Source organism: Streptomyces sp. NPDC029044 (assembly GCF_040637495.1).
Classification (GTDB): Bacteria; Actinomycetota; Actinomycetes; order Streptomycetales; family Streptomycetaceae; genus Streptomyces.
In genome coordinates this window covers 1-12,257 of record NZ_JBEZWN010000029.1, presented here as the reverse complement: position 1 = coordinate 12,257, position 12,257 = coordinate 1, and the positions used below count along the sequence as shown (strand labels likewise).

Annotated in this window: 13 protein-coding genes and 1 pseudogene; 6 read left to right on the top strand and 8 right to left on the bottom strand. The window is 73.4% G+C overall.

The genetic code is table 11. The features are described from left to right. Positions 1–2: 2 nt before the first annotated feature. Positions 3–452, top strand: coding sequence for a hypothetical protein (locus AB0E85_RS22705; RefSeq protein WP_361930017.1), 450 nt, complete (start codon positions 3–5; stop codon positions 450–452). Positions 453–689: 237 nt separating this feature from the next. Next, entirely contained in the window at positions 690–1,118 is a 429-nt protein-coding gene (locus AB0E85_RS22700; protein WP_361930015.1) for a VOC family protein, read from the top strand. 13 nt (positions 1,119–1,131) lie between these two features. Here AB0E85_RS22700 and AB0E85_RS22695 read toward each other — a convergent pair whose 3' ends face one another. Continuing rightward, positions 1,132–2,391 carry an MFS transporter gene (locus AB0E85_RS22695; RefSeq protein ID WP_361930012.1) on the bottom strand — a complete coding sequence of 420 codons (1,260 nt, stop codon included), beginning with the start codon at positions 2,389–2,391 and terminating at the stop codon, positions 1,132–1,134. A gap of 139 nt (positions 2,392–2,530) precedes the next feature. Continuing rightward, a complete protein-coding gene (locus tag AB0E85_RS22690) occupies positions 2,531–2,983 on the bottom strand; it encodes a YbhB/YbcL family Raf kinase inhibitor-like protein (protein WP_062930586.1) in 453 nt (150 codons plus the stop codon). A 107-nt stretch (positions 2,984–3,090) separates the two neighbouring features. On the opposite strand from AB0E85_RS22690, the gene AB0E85_RS22685 reads away from it, so the two are divergent. Next, the gene (locus AB0E85_RS22685) at positions 3,091–4,110 is read left to right on the top strand and encodes a sigma-70 family RNA polymerase sigma factor (protein WP_361930009.1); all 1,020 of its coding nucleotides are present in this window, start codon (positions 3,091–3,093) and stop codon (positions 4,108–4,110) included. Between the two features lie 18 nt (positions 4,111–4,128). Here the strand turns inward: AB0E85_RS22685 and AB0E85_RS22680 are convergent, their stop codons facing one another. Genes AB0E85_RS22680 through AB0E85_RS22665 form a run of 4 tightly spaced genes read right to left on the bottom strand, consistent with a single transcriptional unit; the run spans position 4,129 to position 7,348 of the window. After that, complete coding sequence (locus AB0E85_RS22680) at positions 4,129–5,232, bottom strand: CapA family protein (protein ID WP_361930007.1); 1,104 nt, start codon at positions 5,230–5,232, stop codon at positions 4,129–4,131. Positions 5,233–5,246: 14 nt separating this feature from the next. Further along, positions 5,247–5,702 carry an archease gene (locus AB0E85_RS22675; protein WP_361930004.1) on the bottom strand — a complete coding sequence of 152 codons (456 nt, stop codon included), beginning with the start codon at positions 5,700–5,702 and terminating at the stop codon, positions 5,247–5,249. Positions 5,703–5,759: 57 nt separating this feature from the next. After that, positions 5,760–6,362 carry a DJ-1/PfpI family protein gene (locus AB0E85_RS22670; protein ID WP_361930002.1) on the bottom strand — a complete coding sequence of 201 codons (603 nt, stop codon included), beginning with the start codon at positions 6,360–6,362 and terminating at the stop codon, positions 5,760–5,762. Then, positions 6,359–7,348, bottom strand: a complete 990-nt coding sequence (locus AB0E85_RS22665; RefSeq protein ID WP_361930000.1) for a DJ-1/PfpI family protein — start codon at positions 7,346–7,348, stop codon at positions 6,359–6,361. The genes AB0E85_RS22670 and AB0E85_RS22665 overlap by 4 nt, the downstream gene beginning before the upstream one ends. A 118-nt stretch (positions 7,349–7,466) precedes the next feature. Here AB0E85_RS22665 and AB0E85_RS22660 point away from each other — a divergent pair, with 118 nt between their 5' ends. From AB0E85_RS22660 to AB0E85_RS22650, 3 genes are all read left to right on the top strand, one after another. Further along, positions 7,467–8,126 carry an alpha/beta family hydrolase gene (locus tag AB0E85_RS22660; RefSeq protein WP_361929997.1) on the top strand — a complete coding sequence of 220 codons (660 nt, stop codon included), beginning with the start codon at positions 7,467–7,469 and terminating at the stop codon, positions 8,124–8,126. A 93-nt stretch (positions 8,127–8,219) separates the two neighbouring features. Further along, complete coding sequence (locus tag AB0E85_RS22655; protein WP_361929995.1) at positions 8,220–8,864, top strand: phosphoribosyltransferase family protein; 645 nt, start codon at positions 8,220–8,222, stop codon at positions 8,862–8,864. Between the two features lie 85 nt (positions 8,865–8,949). Continuing rightward, positions 8,950–9,939 carry a TerC family protein gene (locus AB0E85_RS22650; protein ID WP_361929993.1) on the top strand — a complete coding sequence of 330 codons (990 nt, stop codon included), beginning with the start codon at positions 8,950–8,952 and terminating at the stop codon, positions 9,937–9,939. Between the two features lie 9 nt (positions 9,940–9,948). Here the strand turns inward: AB0E85_RS22650 and AB0E85_RS22645 are convergent, their stop codons facing one another. Together AB0E85_RS22645 and AB0E85_RS22640 are read right to left on the bottom strand one after the other, a co-directional pair. After that, positions 9,949–11,139 carry a CaiB/BaiF CoA-transferase family protein gene (locus AB0E85_RS22645; RefSeq protein WP_361929990.1) on the bottom strand — a complete coding sequence of 397 codons (1,191 nt, stop codon included), beginning with the start codon at positions 11,137–11,139 and terminating at the stop codon, positions 9,949–9,951. Between the two features lie 111 nt (positions 11,140–11,250). Next, a pseudogene (locus AB0E85_RS22640) lies at positions 11,251–11,688 on the bottom strand (helix-turn-helix domain-containing protein); the annotation flags it as partial. Between the last annotated feature and the right edge of the window lie 569 nt (positions 11,689–12,257).

Sequence of the window (12,257 nt, the reverse complement as noted above, 5' to 3'; positions counted from 1 at the left end):
TCATGAGCCGCCGATCACTCACGACACTGCTGGCCGCGGGGGGCGCCGCCGCGGTGATGGCGCTCCTTCCCACCTCCGCCCAGGCCCAGGCCTTCTCGGGCGGCAACTACGGGCTCTACGGGCAGGAGGGCCAGTACCCCACCACCTCCTTCTGCTCGGGTACGTTCCGGCAGATCGGAGCCACCAAGTACTTCGAAGGCATGGCCCTGAAGTACTTCTACTCCGACAAGTGCGGCTCGTTCGCCCGCATCGAGAACTCCCGGCCCGGCTGCGCGGCCGTCCTTCAGCGCTCCAACGACGGCACGGGCCGCAACGACGGCTGGGTCTCCGAGACGGTGGACTCCGGCATCAACTACGCCTACACGCAGATGGGCAACAACCTCAACGGCCGGGTCTCGCGCGCCGTGCTCTCGTGCGAGGGCCACGACCTGGTGAACACCGCCTGGTACTGAGCCGCACCCCGGGCCGCACGCCCGCGGCGGACCACCGGTGTGGCGGTGGTCCGCCGCAGACGCGTTCAGGTGACGGAGCGTCAGCAGTCCGGGACCCTCGACGACTGTCAGGACGGCCGAAAACCGCTCGACGGCCGACGCGACCCCTGCCTACGATCACCGCGCGGCATCGCGTGCCGGTCACCGTCCGGGTGAGGCATGGAGGCGCCGTGGAGATGCCCGTGGAGGCATTCAACCGTGTCAGTCGAGTTCAACCACACCATCGTCCTGTCCCGAGACCGGGAGAAGTCCGCTCACTTCCTCGCAGACATCCTGGGACTGGAGGTCGGTGCCCCGGCCGGCGTGTTCCTGCCCGTGACGACCGCCAACGGCGTCACGCTGGACTTCGCCACCGTCGACGCCGACATCCCCATGCAGCACTACGCGTTCCTCGTCTCCGAGGACGAGTTCGACGAGGCCCTGGACCGTCTCGTCAAGGCCCGCGTCCCCATCCAGGCCGACCCGCACGGCAACCACCCCGGCCGCATCAACCGCCACGACGGCGGCCGGGGCGTGTACTTCTCCGACCCGGCGGGCCACGGCCTGGAGATCATCACCCGCCCGTACGGCACCGACCCGGCCTCCGAGCTGAACGGGGTCACGGAGGACGTGCCCGGGGCGGTCTGACCGGCCCGGTCGGTCAGCCGCCGTCCGACCGCACTGTCACGGAGGCCGGTTCGTCGCCGGCCTCCGTGGCGTCGTCCCGGCGGGGGAGCAGCAGCGGGGTGACGAGGAGCAGGGCACCGGCCAGCGCGATGGCCGTGCGCGGACCGGTCCGGGCGGCCAGCACGCCCCACAGGGCGGTCATGGCCGCGGTGGTGGCCTTGCCGGTGGCCGACCAGGCCGACAGGGTGCGCGTGACCCGGCCCGCGGGGGTGCGGTCGAGACGGTGTGTGGCGAGCACCGGGTTGTAGACCGCGCAGCAGGTGATCAGGCCGAACTCGACCAGCATGACCAGGGCCAGGCCGGGCGCGCCGGGGCCGGTGAAGGCCAGGCCGATCGGCCAGAGGGCCCGCAGCGCGCCCGCCGTGACCAGGACCCGGTGCCGGCCGTGGCGGGCGACGAGGCGCGGGGCCAGGCGCGAGCCGAGCAGGCCGCCGGTGCAGGGCACCGCGAAGGCGAGGGCGTACTGCCACGGTGCGAAGTGCAGGTCGTCGACCATCAGGATCAGCAGTGGTGGCGACGCCGCCATGATCAGGGAGTTGACCAGGAGCGTGTTGAAGAACAGCGGGCGCAGGGCCGGATCGGCCAGGATGTGGCGCCAGCCCTCCAGCAGGTCGCGGGCCCGGGTCACCGCGGGTCCCGGGCGGGCCGGGTGCTGTTCGGCGTCGCCGATCGCCCGGATGCCGGCGGCCGACAGCAGATAGCTCACCGCGTCGGCCACCACCGTCGTCACCGGGCCGAACAGGCTGATCGCGGCCCCGCCCAGCGGCGGACCGACCATGCTGGCGGTCCAGGTCGTCGCCTCGAACCGTCCGTTCGCCACGAGCAGGTCCTGCCGCGGCAGGAGGTCCTTCAGGAACGCGCCGGCCGCCGCGTTGAAAGTGATGTCGGCCGCCGCGACGGCCACCGACACCAGCAGCAACTGGCCGAAGCCAAGCCGGCCGAGCGCGAACGCCACGGGGATGCTCAGCAGCACCGCGCACCGGATCAGGTCCGTCGCCATCATCACCGGTCGTTTGCGGCGGACCTCCACCCACGGCCCGAGGGGCACCGACACCGCAGCGCCGACCGCCGGTCCCAGCGCCGCCAGCAGCGACACCTGCGCCGGCCCGGCGTCCAGGGCCAGGACCGCGATCAGGGCGAACGCGTCGAACGCGAGCCAGGTGCCGGCCGTGCTGACCGCGTACGCGCCCCACAGCCATCCGAACCGCCGCCCCAGCGACCGTCTGCCCGCCATACCCGGACACCCCGCCCTCCCGGACAACCCGGCGTTGTCCGGGAGCCATCCAAGCGAGGGGTGAGCGGCCCGGGCAAACAACCACCCAGCACCGGCCCCACAACCAAGCGTTGTGGAGTTGAGGTCACGGGCCGGCGGCTCATCGCTGGTACAGCCCCACCAGCGTCCCGTCCGCGAGGCGGTGCTTCTCGACCTCCTCGTGCACCTGGTCCGCGCGCGGCGCGTCCGGCAGGACGCACGGTTCGGACAGCGCGTAGAGCCGGAAGAAGTAGTGGTGGGCGTCGTCACCCGGCGGCGGGTGGGGGCCGCCCCAGCCGTGCTGCCCGTAGCCGTTGACGAGTTCCGTGCCGCCCGGCGGACTCTGCCCGGCCTCGACGCCGTCACTGTGCGGGTCGATGCCGACCACGACCCAGTGCGCGAAGGTGCCCGACGGGGCGTCGGGATCCTCGCACAGCAGGACCAGTTCGGCAGCGTCGTCCGGCACACCGCTCCAGGTCAGCGGCGGAGAGACGTTCGGTCCCTCGTACGCGTGCCGGCGCGCGATGAAGGAGTGGTCGTTGAACGCGTTACTGCTCAGTTCGATGCCGGTCATGTGGCCCGGGGTACCCCCGGGGGCGCCGGGGCACACGGTTCGGACCCATTCCCCCGGGTACCCGCCGGGCGAGCCGGAATCGAGGCGGGGGAGAGAGGAACCCGACGATGTCTCCGCTGGCAGATGACCCCGCGGCGAGTGTGCGCGAGGACCGGCGTGCCCCGGCCCGCACCGCCCGGCTGCGCAGCCGCATCCCCGAGCCCGACGAGGAGCCGGACCTCCTCGGCCAGTACCTCGCACAGATCTCGGCCACCCCGCTGCTCACCGCGGAGGACGAGGTGCGGCTCGCCCGGCGGATGGAGACCGGCCTGCGGGCGTTGGAGAGGCTGGACCGGGCCGACGCAGGGGAGGACGACCTCACGGCGCACGAACGCCGGGAGCTGGAGGAAGCCGTCCGGGACGGACAGGCGGCCAAGGACCACATGGTCCGGGCCAACCTGCGGCTCGTGGTGTCAATGGCCAAACGGCACGCCCACCGCGGTCTGCCCATGCTGGACGTCATCCAGGAAGGCAACCTGGGGCTGATCCGGGCCGTGGAGAAGTTCGACCACACCAAGGGCTTCAAGTTCTCCACGTACGCGACCTGGTGGATCCGCCAGGCGATCGAACGGGGCCTCGCGGCGCACGCGCGCTCCGTCCGGCTCCCGATGCACGTCGTGGAGCAGCTGCAGAAGATCGCCAAGGTCGAACGGCGGCTGCGCCTCGACCTGGGGCGCGAGCCGAGCGTCGCGGAGGTGGCCCGGGAGAGCGGCCTCGCCGAGGACAGGATCGGCTGGCTGCGCCACGTCGGACGGGACGCCGTCAGCCTGGACACGCCGGTGGACGACAAGGGCGAGACCGTCGTCGGGGACCTCATCGCCGACACCGAGGTGCTCCAGGCCCCCGAGGTGGCCGAGTTCCGGGCGCTCGCCGAGGAACTCCGCGAGGCCGTCGGCACGCTCGCGCCCCGCGAAGCCATGATCCTCAGCCTGCGCTACGGCCTGCACGACGGGCACACCCGCACGCTCAACGAGGTCGCCCGCCGCGTCGGTCTGACCCGCGAGCGGGTGCGTCAGCTCGAGAAGGAGTCACTCGCCCGGCTGCGGGAGCCGGAAAGCCGCGAACGGCTGGTGGCGTGGGCGGGCTGACCTCCCACGCCTCCCACGTCACGCGGCCGGCGCGGCGAGGACCAGCGAACCGTCGGCCGCCTGCTCCACCCCCACCCCACCGCTGATCCGGTCCAGCATGGCGCGCAGCCAGGCACGGTCCTCCCCGGGCGCGGGCTCCAGCCGCATCCGCCGCGCCCGGAACGGCACCATGCGCAGCCCGGCCAGCCGCCCGCTGTCCGGCTCGACCGACACGAGGAAGGCGAGCCGCAGGTCGTCGCGGTACTCCTCGTATCCGGAGATGCCTTCGTAGTCGTCGACGAAGTCGCCGCAGCCGTAGAGGATCAGCCGGCCCCGGTACACCTCCAGTGGCCGGGGGTGGTGCGAGGAGTGCCCGTGGACGACGTCGGCACCACCGTCCACCAGCGCGTGCGCGAAACGGACCTGCTCCCGCGGGACGCGGTACCCCCAGTTCGATCCCCCGTGCACGGACACGACGGTGAGGCCACCGGCCCCTTTGAGACGCCGGACCGCGGCCTCGGCGGCGGCTCCCGAGAAGCCGGGCAGATAGGCCACACCCGGCCGGTCCGCGGTCGCCGCCCACTCGGACGGGATGCCGCTGGAGCGCGCCCCGAGGGCGAACACCCGCAGCCGCCGGCCGCCCGGGAGCGGGAGCACCGCGGGTGCGTACGCCTCCTCTGCGTTCCGTCCCGCGCCCGCCGTCCGCAGACCGGCCCGGGACAGCACGTCCAGGGTCTCCAGCAGGCCCGGACGGCCGAAGTCGAGCACGTGGTTGTTGGCGAGGACCGTCACGTCGGGCCGGGCCACGGTCAGCGCCGGCAGGTTCGACGGGTGCATCCGGTAGTGGATCTCCTTGCCGGCCGCGAACGTGCCGCCACCGGTCACCGACGTCTCCAGGTTCACGATCCGGGCGTCCGGGGCGGCCTCGTCCAGCACGCGCAGCGACTCGCCCCACGGCCACGACGGTGCCACGGGCGCCGGCACCGGGCCGTGCACCGACTCCGCCAGCCGGACGTAGGCCCGGGCATCCTCGGTATACGCCTCACGCAGTGCCGGATCGCCGGGATGCGGGAGGATCTGGTCGACACCGCGCCCGAGCATCACGTCACCGCACAGGAACAGCGTCACGACGTCGCCGCCCATCCCTCCACGGTAGGTCAGGCGTCCACCGTCGCCGCACACGACCAGCCGTACGGGCCCGGCGCCATCCGCAGCCGGTCCCACGCCACCGCCACCGGAACCGCCCCCGTGATCTCCACGTCCGCGATGCCGGTCACGGCCAGCCGCACGTCCAGGCCGCCGTCGGCCTCGTCCGCCTCCACGTCCACGGGGACCTGACCGTACGCCTCCAGCCGGAAGATGACCTCGTCCAGCAGCCCCGCGAGCAGGTCGTCGTCGCTGGCCGCGGGCAGCCGCACCCGGTCCACGGCGGTGGGCCGCACCCCGGAGACGTCCGCGAAGCACTCCACCATCGCCAGGACGGCCTCCGCCAGACAATGCTCTCTGCACACCGCCCACGCCTCGATCCGGATGTCGCCCGGATGCGGCACCGCCCGGTGCCCGCACTCGCCCGGCTGCCGCCCTTGCCCGCCGTCGCCCGTGTCACCACCCATGAACATCGCCTGCCCGAGGCCGGCCCTCCCATGCGGCCCCGGCCCGCACGTCGTGAATCAGACGGGCTCGTCAGCGAGGTACGGCGGCGCCGGGTCGTACTGTATGTACCGCCGTACGGCCCGCGCGTGCTCCCGGCCGTGCAACCGCCCGACCAGCCACAACGCACTGTCGATCCCCGCCGAGACGCCCTGGCTCGTGACCAGGTTCCCGTCCACGACGTAGCGGACGTCCCGGACCACCGTCACCTCCCCCCGCGCCTCCAGGGCATCCTCCTGGCTCCAGTGCGTGGCCACCCGGCGGCCCCGGGCAGGCCCGGCGGCATGCAGCAGGAACGTGCCGGTGCACACGCCGTGGACCCACGCCGCCCGCTCCGCCGTCCTCCCGATCCAGTCGGTCACGGCCGGGTTGTGCAGCTGGCCCTCGCGCGCGCCCAGCCCGCCCGGCACATGCAGCACGTCCAGCGGCGGATGGTCGTCGAAGGTGTGGTCGGGCAGGACGCGCAGGCCCTTGTTGCAGCGCACCGGCCCGGGGCGCTCGCAGACCAGCACCGCCGTGTCGCCGGCCTCCCGCAGCCGGGCCGAGACGGTGAAGACCTCCCAGGGCCCCACGAAGTCGAGTTCCTCGGCGTCCTCGAAGACCAGCAGGCCGTAGGTCGTCATGCGGTTCGTCCCTTCTCTGCGAGATCTGCCCGGGCTCCCGCGGTGGAGCGGAACCGGGCGCGGTAGTCCGACGGCGCCACACCGAGCCGGCGGTGGAAGGTGCGGCGCAGGGTCTCGGCCGTGGCGAAGCCGCAGCGGCGGGCGATGACCTCCACCGGCTCGTCCCCGTCCGTGAGCGCGCGCTGCGCCGCCTCGACGCGCACCCGCTCCACGTACGCCGCCGGCGGCGCGCCCATCTCGGCGGTGAAACGGCGCTGGAGATGACGCGGACTCAGCCCGGCGTGCGCGGCGAGGCCGGCGATGTCGTGCCGGGCTCCGGGATCGGCGTGGATCGCGGTGACCGCGGCCCGCACCGGGTCCGTCGCCGGCTGCCGCGACCACAGCGCCACACTGAACTGCGACTGACCGCCCGGCCGGCGCAGGAACAGCACCAGCCGGCGGGCCACCTCGTGCGCGACGTCCCGGCCCAGGTCGTCCTCGACCAGGGCCAGCGCCAGATCCATCCCGGCCGTCACCCCGGCCGACGTCCACACCCGACCGTCCCGGACGAAGATCGGGTCGCAGTCCACCCGCACCTCGGGATGCTCCCGGGCCAGCTGCTCCCCGCGGGCCCAGTGCGTGGTGACCCGCCGCCCGTCCAGCACCCCCGCGGCGGCCAGCAGGAACACCCCGCTGCACACCGAGGCCACCCGCCGGGCACCGGCCGCCGCGGCGGCGACCCACGCGACCAGCTCCGCGTCCTCGCGAGCCCGGGCGACGCCCTGGCCGCCGACGACCACGAGGGTGTCCGTCCCGGCCGGATCGAGGTCCGCGACGCCGAGCCCCGCGTGCACGAGCAGCCCGCTCACCGACCGGACCGGCCCCGCCCGGGGCGCCACGACCTCGCAGGTGTACCCGCCCGCACCGTGGAACACCTCGTGCGGACCGGTGAGGTCGAGTGGCTGGAAGCCGTCGAAGACGACGAAGACGATACGGCGCTCGGTCATGCCCCTCACGCTCCACCGGCCCGCCGGACGGCGTCAACGACACGCATCCCACAGATCGCGCCATGGGACGTACGCCGCGGCATGGGTACCACGGGAGCCGGGGGAGAGGAGGCTGACGATGACTTCCCGGACGGTCACCCTGCCCGCCGACGGCGCGGCCCTCACCGGCGATCTGACCCTGCCGCCGGACGCCCGCGCCGTCGTGCTGTTCGCCCACGGCAGCGGCAGCTCCCGGCACAGCCCCCGCAACCGCGAGGTCGCCGCCGGCCTGCGCACCGCCGGACTCGGCACCCTGCTGATCGACCTGCTCACCGAGGAGGAGGAACGGCTCGACGCCCGCACCGCCGAACTCCGCTTCGACATTCCCCTGCTGGGTCGCCGACTGGTGGCCGCCCTCGACTGGCTGGCGCGGGAACCCGGCACCTCGGGCCTGCCCGTGGTCCTGTTCGGCGCCAGCACCGGCGCCGGCGCGGCCCTGGTCGCCGCCGCCCGACGGCCCGACCGGGTGAGGGCGGTCGTCTCGCGCGGCGGACGGCCCGACCTGGCGGGGGACGCCCTGGACGCCGTACGGGCCCCGGTGCTGCTGATCGTCGGCGGCAGGGACACACACGTGCTGCGGCTCAACGAAGAGGCGGCACGGCGGCTGTCCACGCCGCCCGCCCTCCACGTGGTACCCGGCGCCACCCACCTGTTCGAGGAACCCGGCGCGCTCGACGAGGTCACCGAGGCCGCGCGGCAATGGTGCGACCAGCAGGTACCGACCGCCGAAGGCCGGTGACCGCTCGGTGTGCATCGTCCGGCGGACGCCGGGGTACGCGGGGAGCCGGACCGGCCGAGGGCCCTCTCCGTGCCGGAAGCAGAGGTGACCGTCATGCTGTTCCGTGATCGTCGGCAGGCCGGTGAGGAACTGGCCGAAACACTGCGGGCCCGGCAGCGCGAGGGGGACCTGCCCGAACCCCTCGTCCTCGCCCTGCCCCGCGGCGGCGTCGCCGTGGCACGCGAGGTCGCCACGGCGCTGGGCGCCCCGCTCGACGTGCTCGTCGTACGCAAGATCGGGGCTCCGCACCAGGAGGAACTCGGCGTCGGCGCGATGGCCGGCGACGAGGTGCCGCTCCTCGACGAGGACGCCCTGCGCCACCTCGGCATCGGGGAGGCCGCCCTCGCCGGCGTCATCGAGCGCGAGCGCGCCGAACTGCGGCGCCGCGAGCGGCTGTACCGGCAGGGCAGGCCCGCCCCGGACCTGCGCGGACGGACCGTGATCGTCGTGGACGACGGCCTGGCGACCGGCTCCACGGCCCGCGCCGCGCTGCGCTTCGTACGGCGGCAGGCACCGGCACGCGTGATCCTGGCCGCGCCCGTCTGCTCCCCGGAGGGGGCGGACCTGATGCGCGCCGAGGCGGACGACGTGATCTGCCTGCACCGGCCGGCCGGGTTCATGGCCGTGGGCCTCTGGTACGAGGACTTCGGCCAACTGACGGACCAGGACGTCCTGGAGGCGCTGCACGTGCAGCTTTGACCAACTGTTCACCTGGCGGGTGTGGCGGGAATCAGTCACTCCGGACGAGGATGTCCCTTCCCCACACCTGCATCAGGAGCAACAAGTGAACGTCTCGCTGTCCGTGTGGCTGCTGACCGTGGCAGCCCTGTGCGTGCTCGTCGCCGTCGACTTCTTCGTCGGCCGCAAGCCGCACGACGTGTCGATCAAGGAAGCCGGGACGTGGACGGTGGTGTGGGTCGTCCTGGCCGCCCTGTTCGGGGTGGGGCTGTGGTACTTCGGTGGGAGCGGGCCCACGGGTGAGTTCTTCGCCGGCTACATCACCGAGAAGTCGCTCAGCGTCGACAACCTCTTCGTCTTCGTCCTGATCATGGGGAAGTTCGCGGTCCCCACGCAGTACCAGCAGCGGGTGCTGATGATCGGCGTCCTGATGGCCCTGGTGCTGAGGGCGGTGTTCATCGCGGCGGGCGCGGCGATCATCTCCACCTTCTCCTGGGTCTTCTACCTCTTCGGCGCTTTCCTGATCTGGACCGCCTGGAAGCTGGTCCAGGACGCCCGCACGCAGGACCACGAGGAGGAGTACCAGGAGAACAAGCTGCTGAAGATGGCGGAGCAGCGCTTCGGGGTGGCCGACCGTTACCACGGTACGAAGCTGTTCATCACCGAGAACGGCAAGCGCATCATGACCCCGATGCTGGTCGTGATGCTCGCCATCGGCTCCACCGACGTGCTGTTCGCCCTCGACTCCATCCCGGCCATCTACGGCCTGACGCAGGACCCGTACATCGTGTTCACCGCGAACGCCTTCGCGCTGATGGGCCTGCGCCAGCTGTACTTCCTCATCGGCGGCCTGCTGAAGAAGCTGGTCCACCTGTCCTACGGACTGTCGATCATCCTGGGCTTCATCGGCGTGAAGCTGGTGCTGCACGCGCTGCACGAGTCGGGTGTCCACGTCCCCGAGATCGGCATTCCGTTCTCGCTGAGCTTCATCGTGCTGGTCCTGGCGGTGACGACGTTCACGAGCCTGCGCGCGTCGCGCAAGCAGGAGGCCGAGCGGGCGGAGGAGGCGGACCGGCCGGCCGGCGAGGCCGGCTAGATCCTGCTCTCAGACGACGCCGTCCGCGCGGAGGGCCGCCACCTCTTCGGCGGTGCGGCCCAGTTCGGCCAGGATCGCCTCCGTGTGCTCGCCCACGGCCGGCACGGGGTCCATGCGCGCGGGCAGGCCCGCGAGGTCGGCGGGCGGGAGCAGCGCCTCCACGGTGGCGCCCGGCACCTCGACCTCGCTCCAGCGGCCACGGGCGGCCAGCACGGGGTGGTCCAGGAAGGCGGCGACGTCGTTGACCCCGGCACAGGCGATGCCGATGCGCTCCAGGTCCTTCAGGATCTCGTCCGAGCCGGAGCGGGCGAACCGCTCGGCGACGACGGCGTTCAGCTCCTCGCGGTGGGCGACCCGGTCGGAGCCGGTGGCGAACCGCGGATCGTCCACCAGCTCCGGACGGCCGAGGAACTCGGCGCACAGCGCCACCCACTCCCGCTCGTTCTGGATGGAGAACAGCACCTCCCGGCCGTCGGCGGCGGTGTACGTCCCGTACGGCGCGATGGTGGCGTGCTGCGTGCCGAGCCGCGGGGGCTGGGTGCCACCGTGCCGGGTGTAGTAGGCGGGCTGGCCCATCCACTCCGCCAGCGCCTCGAACAGGGACACCTCCACGGGGTGCGCCTCGCCGGTGGTGGCGCGGGTGTACAGCGCGGTGAGGACGCCGCTGTAGGCGTACATGCCGGCCGCGATGTCGGCGACGGAGATCCCGGTCCGGGCGGTTCCCTCGGGGGTGCCGGTCAGCGACACCAGCCCGGTCTGGCACTGCACGAGCAGGTCGTAGGCCTTGCGGTCGGACCAGGGGCCGGTCGTGCCGTAGCCGGAGATCGTGCACGGGATCAGGTTCGGGCGCCGGCCGGTGACGGTGGCGGCGTCCAGCCCGAGGCGGGCGGCGGCGCCCGGGGCGAGGTTCTGCACGAAGACGTCGGCGCCGTCGAGGAGATCGTGCAGGATCTCGTGGCCGCGGGGGTCCTTCAGGTCGAGGGTGAGGGACTCCTTGGAGCGGTTGAGCCAGACGAAGTAGCTGGAGTGGCCGTGCACCGTCGTGTCGTACCGGCGGGCGAAGTCGCCGCCGCCCGGCCGCTCCACCTTGATCACCCGGGCGCCGAGGTCGGCGAGCTGCCGGGTGGCGTAGGGCGCCGCCACGGCCTGCTCCAGACTGACCACCGTGACCCCGGCCAGGGGATACCGCTGCACGCTCATGCCTCAAGCTCCCGGATCGTGTAGAGAGGGCGCCCGGACAGTCTGCCCCAGTCGACGGGCGGGGGGGGGCGGGCCGGCGGCGCGATCCGGATCACGTCGGGCGTACGGCGCTCAGGGCCGGGCCAGCCGGCGCAGCGTCAGGGCCAGTTGCAGCCGGAGCCGGCCCTGCGGGGTGCGCAGCTCCCAGCCGAGCAGGTGCTCGGCGTGGGTCAGCCGGTCCTGGAGTGTGGAGTGGTGGACGTTGATCCCGGCGGCGGCCGCCCGCAGGCTCCCCGACGACGCGACCGCGTGCAGGGTGGCCGGCAACCACGGGGTGCCGGCCGCGGCGGCCTCCAGGGCACGGACGTCGGGCGGCGGCTCGGATCCCGGCGCGACGAGTTCGGCGAGGAGGGCGATCCCGCCCAGCTCGTCGGCGTGCACGACCCGGGGTCCGGGGTCCTGCGGCGTGCCCTCGGCGGTGAACCGCAGCGCGGTCCGGGCCTCGGCCCAGGACCGGGGCAACTCCAGCACCGGAACGGCGGGTCCGACACCGAGACGCCCGGCGGGAAGGCGCGGGTCCGGGGGAGCGGGCCGCAGGCCGGTCACGGCGGAGGCAGGGCCGGCGACCCATCCGGTCCCGGGGTGGGAAGCGGCCTGCGCGGCCGATGGGCGGGCTTCGGGGGCCGGTTTCCCTGCGCCGGTGCGGAATCCCGGCGCTGCTGCCCGGGCGGCCGAGCGGGCGGGACCGTCGGACCGAGGGTGCGTCACGCCGCCCGCGCGGCCGGACCGTGGCTGCGCGCCGGTCACGGCGGTCGCGTCGGTATCGGTCGTGCCGCGGAGGGCGCCGGGGCCGGGGGCGGCTGCCGGGCTGGTTGCGCGGGTGTGTGGCGGGGCGGGGGCTTGTGGGGTCGTGGGGTGTGGGAGTGGGAGGGTTCCCGGGTTGGCGTTGGTCGTGTGCGAGGTGGTGGGGTGGCTGGGGGCTGCGGGGTTGGTTGCGCGGGTGTGTGGCGGGGTGGGGGCTTGTGGGGTCGTGGGGTGTGGGAGCCTCGAAGGACACCGGGTTGTCTCCGGCGGCGTGCGGGCCCTCGGCCTCGTCGGGGAAGAGCTGGGCGGCCAGCGTCCTGCAGTGGCCCAGGTAG